We start from the raw sequence: 16,958 nt of genomic DNA, 5'->3' as shown, positions 1-16,958 counted from the left end.
CTAGAGGGCCTACCCCGCGTCGAAGCGTTCGCCCTCGTCGTCGGACTCGCCCCCGGGAGCTCCCCCGTGGCCCATGCTGCCGCCCTCGGGATGGCGGCCGGCCTCGACGATGGCCTCGCTCACCTCAGTGGGCTTTTCGTACGTGCGCTCGGGAATGCCCTCGACGGCCCGGACCACGTTGCTGTCTGCCCCGTTGTCCTTCGCGGCGGAGACGAGCGCCTGCTTGTCGGCCGGGTAGTCGACTCCTTGGAGGAACTTCTGGATCTGGATCGGGTTGACGGTGTCGGTCATGACCTTCCTTCGCTCCGGTTTCGATACTGCGCTTCTCGGTATTCCGCGTCCTGCACATTCTGGTCATCGTCGGTCTGGGAGTGAGCGCCGGTATACGGCACGTCATCCGGCACGTCTGCGCGGCCCGGCACGTCTGCGCGCCGGTCAGACCGGTCGCGCCTCAGCTCGGAGCGGTCAGGCTGCTCGGCCCCCTCGCGCCCGTCGCCAAGATTCCGCTTCGTGCCGTGGTCGTCGACGTCGGGATCGAGCTCGTCGGCGCGTCGTCGCTGCTCCTCGATGTGTTCCCGTCCCTCGCGCGCCGAGCCGCTCTTCTCCTCGGCCTCGCGGCGGAGGCGTTCGGCCTCGATCTGCGCCTTCTCGGCGCGGGCCCGCGCCTCGAGGCCCTGGGCCTCCCGCTCGCGGATGTCGAGTTCGTGCTGCGCCGCCTCGTCCCGCATGCTTCGCGCGCGGTCTCTCATCTGCTCCTGATGACGCGCGGTGCGCCGACGAGTCATGGTCAACGCCACGACTATCACGGCGATGAACACGATGATCGCGACGATGAGCCATACGATCTGGCTGGTGTCCACGGGGGCCTCCTCGTTCGGGTACCACCCCACTACCCGCCGAAGGCTCCTCTAACCAGTCGCGCCCGTCAGGAGGACCCAGTCAGGAGGACGACGCCGGGGGCTCCCCTTCCGCGCCGCCCGTCACCGCGCGCCGGATCTGGACGGCGACGCGGAGCGGGTCCTCGTGGCTCCAGAAGCGGAGCACGCGCCACCCGCGGGCGGTGAGCTCCGCCGTCGTCTCCTTGTCCCGCTCGCGGTTGCGCGCGATCTTGGGCCGCCAGTAGTCGACGTTGCGCTTGGGCTCGATGTAGTGCTCTGGGCAGCCATGCCAATAGCAGCCGTCGATGAAGACCGCGACTCGGGCCCGGGTGAAGACGAGGTCGGCGGTGCGGCGGAGTTCGGGCACCGGACGGGCGGCCACCCGGTAGCGCAGGCCCATCGCGTGCACGGCCCGGCGGACCAGGAGCTCGGGCGCGGTGTCACGGGAGCGATTGCCGAGCATGGTCTTGCGGATCGCCGGCGTCGACGCCCAGGAGAGGACGACGTCGGGCTCCTCACTCATGCATTGATCCTAGGTCCGGCCCCTAGGTCCGGCCGCAGGTTGCGGCGGCGCAGTAGACTACGCCGGCCCCCAAATCGTTGCGCCGTCACTTCCGCAGGGTTCTCCCCCTGCGGAAGTGACGGCGCAAGCGGAGGTTGGGGCCGCAAGGCGGGAGACTCAGGCGAAGTCGCTCACGGCGGGGTCTGCTCCGATACGGCCCGCCGCGCCCTTGTCGAGCTGAGCGATCGCGGCGAGGTCCTCGGAGTCGAGGCTCACGCTGAGCGAGGCCCAGTTCTGCGCGATGCGCTCCTTCGTGACGGACTTCGGAATCACCACGTTGCCGAGCGCGAGGTGCCACGCGAGGACGACCTGCGGGACGCTCACGCCGTGCTTCTCGGCAATCGCCTCGAGGGCCGGGTCGGCCAGGAGGTCCTTGCCCTGGCCGAGGGGCGACCACGACTCGTGGAGGATCCCGCTCGAGGACTCGAACGCGCGAAGCTCGGACTGGGGGAAGTACGGATGCGTCTCGACCTGGTTGATCACAGGCAGGACGCCGGTCTCGCGCTCGATCTCCTGGATTGCCTCAACCGTGAAGTTCGAGACACCGATCGAGCGGACGCGACCCGAGGCCTGGAGCTTGACGAGCTCCTGCCACGTCTCGACGTACTTGCCCTGCTTCGGCTGGAGCCAGTGGATGAGGTAGAGGTCGACGTACTCGAGGCCGAGCTTGTCGAGCGACGTCTCGAACGCGGGCACCACGTTGCCGGCGCCCTGGTCCGCGTTCCAGAGCTTCGTGGTGATGAAGAGGTCCTCGCGGGCGAGGCCGGACGAGGAGATCGCGCGCCCCACGCCTGCCTCGTTGCCGTAGATGGCGGCCGTGTCAATGTGGCGGTAGCCGACCTCGAACGCCTCGCCGACCACGCGCTCTGCAACGTCATCCTCGACCTGCCAGACCCCATAGCCCAGCTGGGGAATCTTGTTGCCGTCGTGGAAAGTGAGCACAGGGGATGTCAGGGAATTGGTAGAAGCCATATCTTCATCCTGCCACCGCGGCCCCTGACGTTGGGCCGAGTTGCCGAAGTTCCTGCGCGACTTCGCATTTCGCGAAACGGGGAATATTTCAGGCCTCTACGTAAGACTCGGCGAGCTCGACCTGTTCGAGCACGGACGCCGCGCGTCGCTGCACCGAGAGAGCCCCGACGGGGACAGGCCCCACGGCGAGGCTCAGCATCGCGGCGGCCTCGGCCGTCGTCGCCAAGGCATTGCCTGCCTTGGAGAGCGCGCGGTGGACTGGGGCCAGTTCGCCCGGCACTTCGAACCCGTCGCTCGGGGAGCGCCGCTGGCATGTCATGCACACGGCGCGGACGCGCGGAAGCAGGTCCGAAAGCGCGTCGGCGATCACCACGAGCTCGGCATAGAGCGCGTCGTCGTCGACCCCCTCGAGCACTTGGTGGTACCGGTCGAGGCCGCGTTGGAAGCGGTCGTGGGCGCGCCGCCACAGGCCCTTGCCGAGCTCAGCGTCGTCACGGCGCCCGCGGAGCACATTGCCGAGAACTCCCACCTGCGAGCTCAGAGGTACTGGCCCGGACCGTGTTCCGGGCGGTCGGAACGCGGTCGATCGTGTTCGGCGCCGCCCGGGGCACGCTGGGGCTCGCCGTTCTCCCCGATGACAACACCGGGCGCGATCATGGTGCCCGGCGGGAGCTGCCGGAGCTGGACCTGTGCCGCGGCGAGCTGGTGCGCTGCCTGCTGGGCCGCGATCGCCGTCTGGATTCCGTGGAAGAGCCCCTCGAGCCAGCCGACCAGCTGCGCCTGCGCGACGCGGAGCTCCGACTCCGAGGGTACGGCGTCGTCCGAGAACGGCAGAGAGATGCGGTGGAGTTCGTCGACGAGCTCGGGGGCAAGCCCGTCCTCGAGCTCGCGGATGGAGCGATCGTGGATCTCTGCCAGGCGAGTGCGGGCAGCCTCGTCGAGCGGGGCCCCCTTCACCTCTTCGAGGAGCTGCCGGATCATCGTGCCGATCCGCATGACCTTCGCGGGCTCGTCCACGAGTTCCTGAAGGCTCGCCCGCCGCGGGTGCTCTGGCTGTCCGCCCTGATGCGCCGCGCCTTGGCCCGTGTGGCCGTTCGACTGCCCGTCGTCGATCGTCGTACCGACAAAAGGCTCGTCGCGTGGCCCCCCGTTCGGCGTCGTGCTCCCGTGCGCTTCGCTCATGTGGCCCATCCTCTCATGTGCCTCTGCGCCGCCAAGGGGCCGGTGCTTCGCGTGGAGCGAACGGTCACATGGTGAGGAGGACCTTGCCCACGTGTTCGCCGGAGTCGAAGTATTCGTGGGCCTTCTGGACGTCGGCGAGCGGAAAAGTCCGGTCCACGAGCGGCTTGATCCGCCCATCCGCGATGAGCGGCCAGACGTGGTCGCGGACGGCGGACATGATGACGCCTTTTTCCTTGACGGGCCGCGGCCGAAGCGCCGTGCCGATGATCGCGGCGCGCTTGTTGAGCAGGAGTCCGAGGTTGAGCTCGGCCTTCGCGCCGCCTTGGAGGCCGATGACAATGAGCCGGCCGTAGGGGGCGAGCGCCTCGACGTTCCGTTCGAGGTACTTCGCGCCGACGACGTCGAGGATCACGTCCGCGCCGCGGCCGTCCGTCGCGTTGCGCACCGCTTCCACGAAGTCCTGCTCGCGGTAGTTGATCGCGACGTCGACGCCGAGGAAGGCCCGCGCGGTGCTGACCTTTTCCTCGCTGCCCGCCGTCGCCGCGACTCGCGCCCCGAAGGCCTTCGCCATCTGCACCCCCATGGTGCCGATCCCGCCCGTCGCCCCGTGGATCAGGACGAGCTCGCCCGGCTGGAGCTGCGCCGTCATCATGAGGTTCGAATACACGGTGGCTGCGGTCTCGGGCAGGCTCGCGGCGGTGACAAGGTCCACGCCGTCCGGGATCCGCAGTACCTGCTCGGCGGGCACCGCGACCTTCTGCGCGTAGCCGCCGCCCGCGAGGAGCGCCACGACCCGGTCCCCCGCCGAGAACGGGCGGACGACGTCGGGCCCGAAAGCGGAGATGCGGCCGGAGACTTCGAGGCCGGGCACCTCGGAGGCGCCGGGCGGTGGCGGGTAGAAGCCCCGCCGCTGTTGGACGTCGGCCCGGTTGATCCCCGCGGCAACGACGTCGATGAGCACCTCGCCAGGGCCTGGCACCGGATCGTCGACCTCGCGGACCTGCAAGGCTTCCGGGCCTCCGGGCTCGGCGATGTACACGGCCTTCATGCTTCCTCCCGAGGCAGCCGGCATCGGTTCCGGATGCCGTCGGTTTCGTCAAGTCTGATGCCTATGAAACACTACTAGGCACGAGGAAGGTTGTCCGAGCGGCCTATGGAGCTGGTCTTGAAAACCAGTGTGCGGCAACCCCGCACCAAGGGTTCAAATCCCTTACCTTCCGCTGCATCGCGTCGCGCAGAATGAACGGCGCCCCCGGTCTTCGGCCCGGGGGCGCCGTTCCACTTGGGGCGCCTTGTCGCTCGGGCCGCGTCGCGGCCTTGAAAGTGTCGGTGGGCACTTATAGCGTCGGCAGGGTCGGGACCACGACGAATCGCCCGCGAGGAACGCACGCGAGCAATCGACCGCAAGGAGCATCGATGCCGAAGCCTGATCTCACCCCGGGAGCCCCCTGCTGGGCGGACCTCATGACCAGCGACCTCGAAAAGGCCAAGACCTTCTACGGCGAGCTCTTCGGCTGGACGTTCGAGGGAAGCGACCCAGACAAGTACGGCGGCTACACGACAGCGTTCAAGGACGGCGAACAGGTGGCCGGCATCATGCCGAAGATGCCTGAGCAGGACACCATGCCGGATGTCTGGACCGTCTACCTCCTCACCGAGGACATCAAGTCGACGGCGGCCAAAGTCCAGGAGGGCGGCGGTCAGGTCTTCATGCCGCCCATGGAGGTGCCCGAGCAGGGGCACATGGCGATGTTCGGCGACGCCGGCGGGGCCGCGTTCGGCGGCTGGCAGCCGGAGGGCCACACGGGCTTCGGGAGACTCGCAGAGCCGGGCTCGCCGGTGTGGTTCGAGGTGCTCTCCCGCGCCTACCCCCAGACCGTGAAGTTCTACCAGGACGTGCTCGGCTGGGAAACCGAGACAATGAGCGACACCGACGAATTCCGCTACACCACCCTCGGCGCCGGCCGGGAGGCGAAGGCGGGCGTCATGGACGCGGACGGGATCCTTCCCGAGGGGGTCCCCTCGAACTGGCAGATCTACTGGGGAGTCGAGAACGCCGACGCCGCGGCCCAGACCGCGCAGCGGCTCGGCGGGCGGCTGGTGCGTGAGCCCGAGGACACGCCGTTCGGGCGGATCGCAACGCTTACCGACCCGCTGGGCGCGGTCTTCCTCATCCACCAGGACCTGAGGCAGGGCTCAGAGGAGGTCGAGGCCGAGTCGTAGAAGGGATCGCCCGGCTAGAGTCCGAGGATGTCCCTCGCCACCGCGTCCGCATCGCGGAGGGTGCGCTGGGCGCTCGGGTAAGGGGCGCCGTCGTTCGCTTCGCCCGGTGCGCCGAAAGGGTGTGCCTCGGCGGCGATCGCGGTGCCCCACTGGGCAGCAGAGAGCTGCAGCCCGAGGACGTACAGGCCTTGGACGGGGTGCCCGTTGACGTCGAGCGGCCGGTACGGCGGCGCGGTCACGTCGAGCCCGCTCGCCGGCCGCGGGACCCCGTCCGCGCCCGCCAGGTACTTGGGCCGAACGAGGCCGTCCGCGAGGAGCCCCGCGAGCAGCGGCGAATCCGCAGCGGCGACGACGTTCGCCGGTGCGAGCGCCTCGACCATCGCGGCCGCGTACACCGGCTGGCCGCCGACCCACGGCGATTCCGCGACGAAGCAGCCCGCGCCGCGATCCACCCGGAAGCGCGGCTCCGGTCCGACCGTGCTCAGGACCCCGGCCCGGATGAGGGCGGCGAGCTGACGGATGCGCAGGGACGGCGGGCCGCTCGCGAGCCCCTCGACGAGCCCCTCGAACCAGCCGCGCAACCCGGAGACCCACGATTCCTCGGTGATCCCGCCGTCGGCCACCGCTTCCTTGAGCACTGCGCGGCCGCGATGCAGCGCCGCTATTGCCATCTTGAGCGGGTCGTTCTCCCCCCGGGCGGAGCGGGCCGCATCGTCGTCGAGGTAGGCGAGGACGTGTGCGTCCAGCTCGGAGCGGTTCGCGAAGTGCCGCCCGGCGAGCGGGGCCCCGAGTCCGCGCAGGTCAAGTCGGAGTTCCTCGCGGATCGCGCCTTCGACGACTGATTCCGCTTGCTCCTCCCAGCTGGGGCCTGAGACTCCGAGCGCGGCCTCGAGCGCGTCGAGGAATCCTGGCCTGACCTCCTCCGGCGCCGTCCGTGCGAGCGTCGAGTAGTAGGCCCAGAGGGTGTCGCGGTGCAGGAGCGGCCAGAGGTCCGCGTCGAACGACGGCGTGAGCCCCGCCTCCCGCGGGGCCAGCGCCGCGGCGCGTGTGAGCCAGCGGAGGTGGACGCCCGGTGCGTAGTACGCTCCGATCTCGGCCTTGCCCCGATAGGGGACGCCGCGGCGGGAGGCGGCAACCAGACGCGGTTCCCGGCCCGAGGCGACGTACTCGAGCTGGCCGTTGGGCCCCTCCTTGAACCGTCCGCCACGCCCCTGCGTCAGCCGGACCATGACGTCGAAGAAATTCAGGCCCATTCCGCGCACGAGGACGGCGCTTCCGCTCGGGAGGGCTTCCCAGTCGACGTCGGCGGGGGCGGCGGGAGGGAGGTACGTGAGGCCGAGGCGGCCGGCCGCTTCAGCAAGGGCGTGCTGGGTCTGGTTCAGCTTCGAGGGCACATGGCCGAGCGCAAGGACGACGGCGTCCGCCTCGCGTGCGCGGCCGTCCCGGGTCGTGAGGGCCCATCCATGGGGCGTGCGGCCCAGACGAGTGACCTCCTCGCGGACTTGCCGGACGCTCACCCCGCGGGGGGCTGCGGCGAGGACCGCGGCCATCGTGTCAGTCAGATAGCGGCCGTAGAGGGCGCGGGGCGGGAAATCGGACGCTTCGAGGGCGGCTAGGTCTGCGGCTTCCTCCGCGGTGAGATCGGTCGGCCCCCCACGGCCGAGCTCGCTCCGGCGCGCCTCGCGCCACGCGTCGAAGCTGCCGCCCGCGAGCGGCTCCGCGAGTCCGGGCTCGGAAGGGATGAGCGTCGGGAAGAAACAGGGCGTGTTCATGAGGAACTCGCGAGGCTGCTCCGTCCGCCACACCCGGCCCGGGCCAAGCCCGAACGGCTCGTACACCGTGATCTCGAGCTCGCGCGCTCCGTTCCCGCGCGCGGTGGGGGCCGTCGTCGTGCGTTCTCGGTCCGGCGCCGCGTGGGCCGCCGGATCGGCTCCTGCCTCGGCCCAATTCGCGAGGAGGCGTTCGACGGCGGAGGCCCCTCGCGGGCCGCCGCCGACGACGGCGATGCGCAGCCGCGCTCGTGCACCTCCCCGAATCATCCTTCGAGCTTAACCCGCCGGTCCCCGCGCTCTTCGGCGTCACAGGTGACGCATAGCCCGGGGCCCTTGCGCTGTCGGCGGCCCATGCGAGGATGAGCAGCATGACGGATCCGGCGCAGACCCTCACTCCTGTCCCCAAGGAACCAGTGGACGAGAACCTCTGGCTCGAGGACGTCCACGGGACCGAACAGCTCGACTGGGTGCGCGAGCAGAACGCACGGACCGAGGACCTGCTGGAGACGGGAGACTACCCCGAGCTCGAGGCCGAGATCCTCGAGGTGATGGACTCCCAGGACCGGATTCCCATGGTTACCAAACGGGGTGAGTGGTACTACAACTTCTGGCGGGATGCCCAGAACCCGAAGGGGCTGTGGCGCCGCACTCGGTGGGAGAGCTATGTGACCGAGTCGCCCCAATGGCAGATCCTGCTCGACGTCGACGCGCTCGCCGCGAACGAGGGCACCGAGTGGGTCTGGGGCGGCGCGAGCTTCCTCCGGCCCGCGGACAGCCAGTCCTGGCGTCGTTGCATCGTGCGCCTCTCCCCCGACGGCGGCGATGCGTCTGCCCTGCGCGAGTACGACGTCGAAGACCGCGCCTTCGTCGCGCCGGCAGACGGCGGCTTCTCGCTGCCGGCGGCGAAGGGCGGTGCGGACTGGCTCGACGCCGACACGCTCATCGTGTCCTCGACCCTCGGCGATGGTGCCGTGACGACGTCCTCGTACCCCCGCGTGGTGCGGAAGCTCGCGCGCGGATCGGCCCTCGAGGCCGCCGAGGTCATCTTCGAGGTGCCGGCCGACCACCTCATGGCGAGCGGCGGGTTCGACGACACGCCAGGCTTCGAGCGGCTGCTCGCGAGCGACCGGATCAGCTTCTTCGACGTGCAGCACTCGGTGTGGCGCGACGGCGGGTGGCAGCGGATTCCCGTCCCCACCGACGTCGACGTCGACCTGCACCGCGAATGGCTCCTGTTCCGCCCCCAACGCGATTGGGATCTCGACGGCGCTGTGCACCGCGCGGGGTCGCTGCTCGCGGCGGACTTCGAGGCCTTCATGGGCGGCTCCCGGGAGCTCACGCTCCTGTTCTCCCCTGACGCGCACACCTCGCTCCAGTCGTGGAGCTGGACGCGGAACCATCTGCTCGTGAACCTGCTTCGCGATGTGTCGTCCGAGATCCGGGTTCTCACCCCGCCGCCGGCCGGCTCGAGCGACTGGGCCACCAAGGAGCTCGACGCGTGCCCGCCGCTGCACCTCGTGGAGAGCTACGCGGTCGACGACGAAGACCCAGAGGCGGGCGACGACTACTGGCTCGTCGCCACGGGCTTCCTCACCCCCACGACGCTTCTCCGTGGCACCATCGGCGGGAGCAATGGACCAGTCAAGCGGGCGCCGTCGTTCTTCGACGAGAGCCGCTTCGCTGTGGAACAGCATTTCGCCACCTCCGAGGACGGCACCCAGGTCCCGTACTTCCAGGTCGGGCCCAAGGACCTCGAGCTCGACGGGAGCAATCCCACCCAGCTGAGCGGCTATGGGGGCTTCGAGATTTCTCGGACGCCGGCCTACAGCGGCGTGATCGGGCGGGCGTGGCTTGAGCGCGGCGGGGTCTACGTCGTGGCGAACATCCGCGGCGGAGGCGAGTACGGGCCAGCATGGCACCAGGCTGCGCTCAAGGAGAACCGCCACCGGGCCTACGAGGACTTCGCGGCGGTCGCCCGCGACCTCATCCGACGCGACGTGACCTCGCCCGAGCACCTCGGCTGCACGGGGGGCTCAAACGGCGGCCTCCTCGTGGGGAACATGCTCGTGAGCTACCCGCAGCTCTTCGGGGCGGTCTCCTGCGGGGTTCCGCTGCTCGACATGCGCCGTTACACGAAGCTCTCTGCCGGGACGTCTTGGATTGCCGAGTACGGCGACCCGGACGTTCCCGACCAGTGGGAGTTCATCAAGACGTTCTCGCCGTACCACCTGCTGCACGACGGGGTCGACTATCCCGACACGTTCATCTGGACCGCGACGTCCGACGATCGAGTCGGTCCGGTGCAGGCACGCAAGATGGCGGCGCGCATGCTCGCCATGGGCATCCCGAACGTCTGGTACCACGAGGCGCTCGAGGGTGGCCACGCCGGCGCCTCCGACAACCGCCAAGCGGCCGCCCTCCAAGCCCGGAGCCAGGCTTTCCTGTGGAGGGCGCTGACTACGTAGGCAGTTCACGCTCCGGGAACTCTTCCCGGGGTGCGGGAACTGCCTCCGGGATGGCCCAAAGACGAACGCCCCCGGTCCGAAAACCGGGGGCGTTCACAACGCGGAGACGGGGGGATTTGAACCCCCGGTCCAAGTTTCCCCGGACCCTTCATTAGCAGTGAAGTCCATTCGGCCGCTCTGGCACGTCTCCTTGCTATCGCTAGCTCCCCAAGAGTACCTAGAACGGGCGGACGGACGCAAAGCGGGCGCACCCGGCGGAGGTGACGGCGCAATGGGGGCGGGTTACCGGACCGGGGTGGGTTACCCGGCCTGCCCCAGCGCGAGGGGCAGCACCGGTCCGGCCCCAGCGAGGCGCAGCAGCCGGCCGGCCACGGTGAGGGACCAACGGCTGTCGACGAGGTCGTCGACGAGCAGCACGGGCTCCCCGCTCAAGCCGGAGAGCGCCGCGCGGAGCTCGGGGCCGACGTCGAACGCGGACCACACGCCGGCGAGCCGGAACGCCGAGTTGCCGCCCGATTGCCCGGGCCGTGCCGAGTCGGTCCGGGAGAGCGCACCGAGGTACGGCAGCCGCCCGGCCTGCGCGATGCCCTGGGCCAGCGAATCGATGAGCCGAGGCCTCGTGGCCGACGGCATCGCAACGACCCCCGCCGGCCTCCCGACGCCACTCCACGGACCAGCCGAGCCGTCGCCGCGAGCCCAGCCCGCCAAGAGCTCGACGACGGCTGGCCGCAGCCCGGCGGGCACCTCGCCGTCGGAAGCCGACGCCGCAAAGAGCTCGCGGAGCGCTCCCCCATAGCCCAAGTCGGTGAGGCGAGCGAGGACCCGTCCCTCAGAAAGCTGTTCCCCGGCGGGGATGCGGCCCTTCGCAGGAACACCGAGCTTGTCCATCCCGCTCGGCCACTGGGCGCGCGGCTCTATCGGGACGCCCGCGTGCCGGAGCTGCTCGCCGGCGCGCTCGAGCAGGCCGGGGTCCACCTCGGCGGGGAACCAGCGGCCTGCACAGTTGTCGCAGCGACCGCAGGGGGCAGCGGTCTCGTCGTCGAGCTGCGTCGTCACGAACTCCATGCGGCAGGCGTTCGTCTCCTCATACGCGACCATCGCGGCCTGCTCGGCGGCCCGCGCCGCGGCGATGCGGCGGTAGCGCTCGTCGTCGTACTTCCACGGCGAGCCGGTGTGGCGCCAGCCGCCGCCGACACGCTCGACGGCCCCGTCGACCGCAAGCACCTTGAGCAGGAGGTCGAGCTGCGTGCGACGAAGCTCGACCTGCGCCTCGAGCGCGACCGTCGAGAGCGGTCCGCCAGCCGCCGCGAGCGCGTCGAGGACCGCGTGGGCCTTGGTGCGGTCCGGCATCGAGGTCGTCGCGAAATAGCGCCAGATCTCCCGGTCCTCCGCCCCGGGCAGGAGCAGCACGTCGGCATGGGCGGCGCCGCGACCCGCGCGGCCGACCTGCTGGTAGTACGCGACCGGCGACGAGGGCGCCCCCACGTGCACGACGAACCCGAGATCCGGCTTGTCGAACCCCATGCCCAGGGCGGACGTGGCGACGAGGGCCTTGACCTCGTTCCCCTTGAGCAGCCGCTCGGCCTCCTCGCGCTCTGCTGTGTCGGTCTTGCCCGTGTAGGCCAGGACTCGGTAGCCGGCTTCGGCGAGGAGCCGGGCGGTGTCCTCCGCGGCGGAAACCGTGAGCGTGTAGATGATGCCGCTTCCGGGCAGGTCGCCGAGGTGCTGGAGGAGCCACGCGAGACGGTGCCCCGGTTCGGGCATCCGCAGCACGCCGAGGCGCAGCGAATCTCTGCCGAGCGGTCCGCGCAACGTCAGCACGTCGGTCCCGAGCTGCTCCTCGACGTCGGCGACCACGCGGGCGTTGGCGGTCGCCGTCGTCGCCAGCACCGGCACCGACGGCGGGAGCTCGTCGATGAGCGCGGCGATCCGCCGGTAGTCCGGCCGGAAGTCGTGGCCCCAGTCAGAGATGCAATGCGCTTCGTCGACGACCAGCAACCCGGTCCGCGCGAGAAGTTCAGGAAGCTGCTGCTCGCGGAAGGCCGGGTTGGTGAGCCGCTCGGGCGAGATGAGGACGACGTCGGCCGTGTCCTGGGCGAGGGCCGCGTGCACTTCGTCCCACTCGAGCCGGTTCGCGGAGTTGATCGCGACAGCGCGGACCCCAGCGCGCGCGGCCGCCTCGACCTGATCCCGCATCAGGGCGAGGAGCGGGGAAACGATGAGGGTCGGGCCTGCGCCGCGGGCCCGAAGGAGGAGCGAGGCGACAAAGTACACCGCCGACTTTCCCCATCCGGTCCGCTGGACCACGAGCGTCCGACGGCGATGCGCGACGAGCGCCTCGATGGCCTCGAACTGCCCCGGATGGAAGGCTGCATCCTCGCGCCCCACGAGCTTGCGCAGCACCTCCAGGGCCTGCGCCCGGAGCTCAGGACCCCCGGGGGCGCCCCTGTCAGAAAACGTCATAGAACCTTCGGCGGGCACGTTCGAACTGGGACTCCGGACCATGTCTTCCAGTATCCCCGTGACCTCTGACACTTCTGACTCCGAGCGTTCCTGCAGCCCGATACGGTGGATTTACACCTATCTCAGTGCCAACGAAAAGGATGTCTCTCCATGACGGCAACGGCGCCGCCGCGCTCCGAATCGAACCTGCCCGAAGAATCGAACCTCAACCCGGGCGTGACGGTCTCAGCCGAGAGCCCCACCAGGAAATCGGCCGGCCACGTGATCGTGGATTCGCTCGTGGCCCATGGCGTCACGCGGAGCTACGTTGTTCCGGGCGAGTCGTTCCTTGATGTCCTCGACGGCCTGCACGGCTCCCCCATCGAGACGGTCGTGTGCCGCCACGAGGGCGGCGCGGCGTACATGGCCGAGGCCGACGGGAAGATGAACCAGCTGCCCGGCATCGCGATGGTCACCCGCGGTCCCGGTGCCGCGAACGCCCACGTGGGGCTGCACACCGCGTGGCAGGACTCGACCCCGATGGTGCTCTTCGTGGGCCTGATCCCGTTCGCGCACCGCGACCGCGAGGCGTTCCAGGAGTTCGACATCAAGTCCTGGTTCGACACCGGCGCGAAGCGCGTGATGGTCCTGGACCACGCCGAGCGGGCCTCGGAGATCGTCGCCGAGGCGATGTTCGCCGCCATGAACGGCCGGCCAGGGCCGGTCGTCGTCGGCCTTCCGGAGGACATCATCCAGCAGGAGATCGACGCCGAGATCCACCCGAAGATCCCGGTCGCAACCGGCGGGATGACCGTCACGGACTGGAAGGCGCTCAAGAGCGCCCTGCTCGCGGCGGAGAAGCCGCTGTTCGTCGTCGGCGGCAACGACTGGACCCAGGAGGGCGCCACCGCCCTGACGAACTGGCTCGAAGAGCACCGCATCCCCGCCGCGGCCGAATGGCGCTGCGAGGGCACCATCCCGTTCGACTCCCCCTCCTACGTCGGCCCGATCGGCTACGGGCGCCCGAAGCCGACCTACAACCTGCTCGAGGAGACCGACCTGCTGATCTTCGTCGGCACCGTCCCGGGCGACGTCATCACCGACGGGTTCATCGTCCGCCAGGACTGGACGAAGAAGAACTTCCTCGTCACCATCGACCCGTCCCTCCGAGGGCGATCCGGCCCGGTCTCCTACCAGATCGTCGCGAAGCCCGACGTGTTCGTCCGTGACCTGGTCATGATCAACATGCCCGTGCGCGAGGAGTGGACGGCCTGGACCGAACGCATGCGCACCGAGCAGGAGAAGTTCGCGGCCCTCCCCCCGGCAGCGCCCACGGACGGGCCCGCCCGCATGGATACCCTCATGGCCAACCTGGTCCCCACCCTGCCCGAGGACGCGATGATCACCCTCGGCGCCGGAGAGCACACCAACTGGGCCCACCGCTACTTCCCGACCCAGCGGTACGCGTCGATGATCAGCGCGCGCAATGGCTCGATGGGCTATTCGGTGCCCTCGGCCATCGCGGCCTCCCTCGCCAACCCCGGCCGCCGCGTCGTCACGATCGCCGGGGACGGGGAGTTCCTCATGAACGGCCAGGAGCTCGCCACCGCAGCCCAGTACGGGGCGACCCCGCTCGTCATCGTCATGGACAACCAGGAGTACGGCACCATCCGCTCCCACCAGGAGCGCCAGTACCCGCACCGGATCTCCGGCACCCAGCTGAAGAATCCGGACTTCGCCCTCATGGCCCAGGCGTTCGGCGGCTTCGGCGTCCGAGTCGAGCGCGACGCCGACGTGCCTGCCGCGATCGAAGCGGCCCTCCGCGCGATCGACGAGGACGGCACCTTCGCCCTCATCCACCTCATCGTCGAGCAGCGCGTCAAGGCCTACTGACGCCCACCTCGCCGGTCCCGCGGACGACGGCGCGTTCCCCACCGGGCGGGGACGCGGCGTCGTCCGTCGGCATCTATCGATGCCGTCCACGACGTTTGGCATAATCAGGCGGGTGACGAGCAACGTGAGCACCTCCGCGGGCCAGGCGCCCCGCATCGACCTTTCCGCGTCCTTCAAGGCTTACGACGTGCGCGGGATCGTGGGCGAGACCATCGACGCGCGCATCGTCGAGGCGGTGGGAGCCGCGTTCGTCGACGTCCTCGGCCTCTCCGGGAAGACCGTGCTCGTGGGCGGGGACATGCGCCCTTCGTCGCCCGAGTTCATCGATGCCTTCGCGCGCGGAGCGGCAGCGCGCGGCGGCAACGTCGAGAAGATCGGCCTCATCTCGACCGACGAGCTCTACTACGCATGCGGCGCCCTCGAGGCAGCGGGAGCAACCTTCACTGCGAGCCACAATCCCGCGCAGTACAACGGGATCAAGCTCGCCAAACCGGGAGCCCAGCCGGTGTCCTCCGAGACGGGGCTCAAGGAGATCCAGAAGGCCGCAGAGGACTATCTCGCCGCCGGCGAGATCACCCCAGCGGAGGCCGCCGGAACCGTGACCGAGCGCGACGTCCTCGCGGACTACGCCGCGTATCTGCGCAACCTCGTCGACCTCTCCGGCATCCGGCCGCTCAAGGTCGTCGTCGACGCCGGCAACGGCATGGCCGGCCTGACCACACCTGCTGTCCTGGGCGACACGCTCCTGCCCGCCCTCCCGCTCGAGATCGTGCCGCTCTACTTCGAGCTCGACGGCACCTTCCCGAACCACCCGGCCAACCCCCTTGAGCCCGAGAACCTCCGTGACCTGCAGAAGGCCGTCGTCGAGCACGGGGCGGACATCGGCCTTGCGTTCGACGGCGACGCCGACCGCTGCTTCGTCATCGACGAGAACGGCGACCCGGTCTCGCCGTCCGCGATCACCGGCCTCGTCGCGCGCCGGGAGATCGCCCGCGCCAAGGCGCAAGGCGAGAACGAGCCGATCATCATCCACAACCTCATCACTTCGCGCGCTGTGCCCGAGCTCGTCGAGCACGACGGCGGCCGCCCGGTGCGCACACGCGTCGGCCACTCGTTCATCAAGGCCGTCATGGCCAAGGAGGGCGCGGTGTTCGGCGGCGAGCACTCGGCGCACTACTACTTCCGCGACTTCTGGAACGCTGACACGGGAATGCTCGCGGCGATGCACGTCCTCGCGGCCCTCGGCGGCCAGGATCGGCCGCTGTCCGAACTCGGGGCGGAATACGAGCCCTACGTCTCATCGGGCGAGATCAACTCCGAGATCGAGGACAAGGCCGCCGCCGTCGCCCGGGTTCGTGAGGCGTACGGGGGCCCGGAGGTCGCGATCGACGAGCTCGACGGGACGACCTTCTCGGCCGCGGACGGGTCGTGGTGGTTCAACCTCCGCCCGTCCAACACGGAGCCCTATCTCCGTTTCAACGGAGAGGCCAAGGACGTCAAGACCCTCGCGTCCGTGCGCGACAACGTGCTCGCGATCGTCCGCGCATGAGTACAGCCGCCGGTTCCGACGGGGATGGCGGCTCCATCCTCCGGGAGCTCCACGACGTGCTCGGCACTGCCCTGGGCATGGCTCAGGAGCATCTCGAGCAGAACGGGGGCTTCCTCCCGTTCGCGGTGACCCTGGACGACGACGGCGAACTGCGGCTCGTGCTCGTCACCCCGCCCGCACCGACTGGCGAGGAAGGCAGCGAGGGCGAGACTCCCTCAGACCTCGATGCGGAGGCGATGCTCGCTGACCTCGTCGAACTCCTGCGTCAGGGACGCGACGGGACGCGCGCGGTCGCGATCGCGAGCGACGTGAGCCTGCCCGAGCACGGGTCGGACGGAATCCATGCGGCGGCCGAGCACCGGGATGGCGGCCTTCTCGCGGCCATCCTCCCGTACGAGATGACGGCCACAGGGTACGTCTACGGGGACGTCGAGGCGGACGGGCACGAACCTCTCGTCTTCACCCTCCACGGAGACCACTGATTCACTGAACGGATGTTTGGGTATTCCAGCGTAGACTGAGCGAATGCGCATGACCGCTTTCGAGGACGTCAGCCTTCGAGCCCTCATGCTCCTGAGCGCCGTGGACGGCTCAGAGCCGCTCGCGACCCGGGCCATCGCCGAGGGCGTCGGAACGCCGTACAACCATGTGAGCAAGGCAGTCCTCAGACTCCGCGAGCTTGGCCTCATCGAGTCGACTCGCGGCCGCTCGGGCGGCGTCCAGCTGAGCGACGCAGGCCGGAACGCGACGGTGGGTTCGGTTCTGCGAGCCCTCGACACCCGGCCGGATCTCCCGGAATGCGAGGGAGGATCGTCCGGCGACTGCCCCCTCCTGACGCAGTGCGGCCTGCGCTCCGCCCTTCGCCGCGCACGCGAGGCGTTCTACCGGGAACTCGACGCGGTGAAGATCACGTCGCTTCCCAACTCCCGGCAGATGGGGCCGGTCCTGGTCCAGCTCGGCCTCTCTCCGTCCATGGGCTCGTACGAGCTTGCCGCCCCGAGTGCCGAGACGACGGTATAG

The 16,958-nt window shown here is 69.8% G+C and carries 15 protein-coding genes and 2 tRNA genes; 7 read left to right on the top strand and 10 right to left on the bottom strand.

Features of this window, described 5'->3' with window-relative positions; genetic code table 11:
• Positions 1 to 9: 9 nt before the first annotated feature.
• The 7 genes from V7053_RS00195 to V7053_RS00165 all read right to left on the bottom strand — a co-directional run bounded on the left by V7053_RS00195 (position 10) and on the right by V7053_RS00165 (position 4,642).
• Positions 10 to 291, bottom strand: a complete 282-nt coding sequence (locus tag V7053_RS00195) for a DUF2795 domain-containing protein (protein ID WP_334170238.1) — start codon at positions 289 to 291, stop codon at positions 10 to 12.
• On the bottom strand, positions 288 to 860 hold the full coding sequence (locus V7053_RS00190) for a hypothetical protein (RefSeq protein WP_334170237.1): 573 nt from the start codon (positions 858 to 860) through the stop codon (positions 288 to 290). The genes V7053_RS00195 and V7053_RS00190 overlap by 4 nt, the downstream gene beginning before the upstream one ends.
• A gap of 79 nt (positions 861 to 939) precedes the next feature.
• Positions 940 to 1,401: a very short patch repair endonuclease gene (locus V7053_RS00185; RefSeq protein ID WP_334170236.1), complete on the bottom strand. Its 462-nt coding sequence runs from the start codon at positions 1,399 to 1,401 to the stop codon at positions 940 to 942.
• Positions 1,402 to 1,557: 156 nt separating this feature from the next.
• On the bottom strand, positions 1,558 to 2,412 hold the full coding sequence (locus V7053_RS00180; protein WP_334170235.1) for an aldo/keto reductase: 855 nt from the start codon (positions 2,410 to 2,412) through the stop codon (positions 1,558 to 1,560).
• A gap of 88 nt (positions 2,413 to 2,500) precedes the next feature.
• Positions 2,501 to 2,941: a hypothetical protein gene (locus V7053_RS00175; RefSeq protein ID WP_334170234.1), complete on the bottom strand. Its 441-nt coding sequence runs from the start codon at positions 2,939 to 2,941 to the stop codon at positions 2,501 to 2,503.
• Positions 2,942 to 2,949: 8 nt separating this feature from the next.
• On the bottom strand, positions 2,950 to 3,594 hold the full coding sequence (locus V7053_RS00170) for a bacterial proteasome activator family protein (RefSeq protein WP_334170233.1): 645 nt from the start codon (positions 3,592 to 3,594) through the stop codon (positions 2,950 to 2,952).
• 64 nt (positions 3,595 to 3,658) lie between these two features.
• On the bottom strand, positions 3,659 to 4,642 hold the full coding sequence (locus V7053_RS00165; RefSeq protein WP_334170232.1) for an NAD(P)H-quinone oxidoreductase: 984 nt from the start codon (positions 4,640 to 4,642) through the stop codon (positions 3,659 to 3,661).
• Positions 4,643 to 4,726: 84 nt separating this feature from the next.
• Between V7053_RS00165 and V7053_RS00160 the strand changes: the two genes are divergently transcribed.
• Positions 4,727 to 4,814: transfer RNA gene (locus V7053_RS00160), tRNA-Ser, on the top strand.
• A gap of 196 nt (positions 4,815 to 5,010) precedes the next feature.
• Positions 5,011 to 5,817, top strand: coding sequence for a VOC family protein (locus V7053_RS00155; RefSeq protein WP_334170231.1), 807 nt, complete (start codon positions 5,011 to 5,013; stop codon positions 5,815 to 5,817).
• Between the two features lie 14 nt (positions 5,818 to 5,831).
• On the opposite strand, the gene V7053_RS00150 is transcribed toward V7053_RS00155, so the two are convergent.
• Positions 5,832 to 7,856: an FAD/NAD(P)-binding protein gene (locus V7053_RS00150; RefSeq protein WP_334170230.1), complete on the bottom strand. Its 2,025-nt coding sequence runs from the start codon at positions 7,854 to 7,856 to the stop codon at positions 5,832 to 5,834.
• A gap of 101 nt (positions 7,857 to 7,957) precedes the next feature.
• On the opposite strand from V7053_RS00150, the gene V7053_RS00145 reads away from it, so the two are divergent.
• On the top strand, positions 7,958 to 10,054 hold the full coding sequence (locus V7053_RS00145) for a prolyl oligopeptidase family serine peptidase (RefSeq protein WP_334170229.1): 2,097 nt from the start codon (positions 7,958 to 7,960) through the stop codon (positions 10,052 to 10,054).
• Positions 10,055 to 10,155: 101 nt separating this feature from the next.
• Here V7053_RS00145 and V7053_RS00140 read toward each other — a convergent pair.
• Together V7053_RS00140 and V7053_RS00135 are read right to left on the bottom strand one after the other, a co-directional pair.
• A tRNA-Ser gene (locus V7053_RS00140) sits at positions 10,156 to 10,244 on the bottom strand.
• Between the two features lie 110 nt (positions 10,245 to 10,354).
• Positions 10,355 to 12,517, bottom strand: coding sequence for a RecQ family ATP-dependent DNA helicase (locus V7053_RS00135; protein ID WP_334170228.1), 2,163 nt, complete (start codon positions 12,515 to 12,517; stop codon positions 10,355 to 10,357).
• Between the two features lie 150 nt (positions 12,518 to 12,667).
• On the opposite strand from V7053_RS00135, the gene V7053_RS00130 reads away from it, so the two are divergent.
• The 4 genes from V7053_RS00130 to V7053_RS00115 all read left to right on the top strand — a co-directional run bounded on the left by V7053_RS00130 (position 12,668) and on the right by V7053_RS00115 (position 16,958).
• On the top strand, positions 12,668 to 14,389 hold the full coding sequence (locus V7053_RS00130) for a thiamine pyrophosphate-dependent enzyme (protein WP_334170227.1): 1,722 nt from the start codon (positions 12,668 to 12,670) through the stop codon (positions 14,387 to 14,389).
• Between the two features lie 103 nt (positions 14,390 to 14,492).
• The gene (locus V7053_RS00125; RefSeq protein WP_443022468.1) at positions 14,493 to 15,938 is read left to right on the top strand and encodes a phosphomannomutase/phosphoglucomutase; all 1,446 of its coding nucleotides are present in this window, start codon (positions 14,493 to 14,495) and stop codon (positions 15,936 to 15,938) included.
• Positions 15,935 to 16,420, top strand: a complete 486-nt coding sequence (locus V7053_RS00120) for a hypothetical protein (protein WP_334170225.1) — start codon at positions 15,935 to 15,937, stop codon at positions 16,418 to 16,420. The genes V7053_RS00125 and V7053_RS00120 overlap by 4 nt, the downstream gene beginning before the upstream one ends.
• A gap of 43 nt (positions 16,421 to 16,463) precedes the next feature.
• Positions 16,464 to 16,958, top strand: coding sequence for an RrF2 family transcriptional regulator (locus tag V7053_RS00115; protein WP_334170224.1), 495 nt, complete (start codon positions 16,464 to 16,466; stop codon positions 16,956 to 16,958).

It is taken from the genome of Sinomonas sp. (genome assembly GCF_036848755.1).
Taxonomy (GTDB): domain Bacteria; phylum Actinomycetota; class Actinomycetes; order Actinomycetales; family Micrococcaceae; genus Sinomonas.
The sequence above is the reverse complement of the archived record's forward strand: the minus strand, read 5'-3'. Positions and strand labels throughout refer to the sequence as shown.

What these genes read in the sequence shown, in the direction of transcription:
- V7053_RS00145 (WP_334170229.1), top strand. Translation starts at nt 7,958, where the DNA reads ATGACGGATCCGGCGCAGACCCTCACTCCTGTCCCCAAGGAACCAGTG.
- V7053_RS00165 (WP_334170232.1), bottom strand. Translation starts at nt 4,642, where the DNA reads ATGAAGGCCGTGTACATCGCCGAGCCCGGAGGCCCGGAAGCCTTGCAG.
- V7053_RS00120 (WP_334170225.1), top strand. Translation starts at nt 15,935, where the DNA reads ATGAGTACAGCCGCCGGTTCCGACGGGGATGGCGGCTCCATCCTCCGG.
- V7053_RS00130 (WP_334170227.1), top strand. Translation starts at nt 12,668, where the DNA reads ATGACGGCAACGGCGCCGCCGCGCTCCGAATCGAACCTGCCCGAAGAA.
- V7053_RS00150 (WP_334170230.1), bottom strand. Translation starts at nt 7,856, where the DNA reads ATGATTCGGGGAGGTGCACGAGCGCGGCTGCGCATCGCCGTCGTCGGC.
- V7053_RS00115 (WP_334170224.1), top strand. Translation starts at nt 16,464, where the DNA reads ATGCGCATGACCGCTTTCGAGGACGTCAGCCTTCGAGCCCTCATGCTC.
- V7053_RS00185 (WP_334170236.1), bottom strand. Translation starts at nt 1,401, where the DNA reads ATGAGTGAGGAGCCCGACGTCGTCCTCTCCTGGGCGTCGACGCCGGCG.
- V7053_RS00170 (WP_334170233.1), bottom strand. Translation starts at nt 3,594, where the DNA reads ATGAGCGAAGCGCACGGGAGCACGACGCCGAACGGGGGGCCACGCGAC.
- V7053_RS00135 (WP_334170228.1), bottom strand. Translation starts at nt 12,517, where the DNA reads ATGACGTTTTCTGACAGGGGCGCCCCCGGGGGTCCTGAGCTCCGGGCG.
- V7053_RS00195 (WP_334170238.1), bottom strand. Translation starts at nt 291, where the DNA reads ATGACCGACACCGTCAACCCGATCCAGATCCAGAAGTTCCTCCAAGGA.
- V7053_RS00155 (WP_334170231.1), top strand. Translation starts at nt 5,011, where the DNA reads ATGCCGAAGCCTGATCTCACCCCGGGAGCCCCCTGCTGGGCGGACCTC.
- V7053_RS00180 (WP_334170235.1), bottom strand. Translation starts at nt 2,412, where the DNA reads ATGGCTTCTACCAATTCCCTGACATCCCCTGTGCTCACTTTCCACGAC.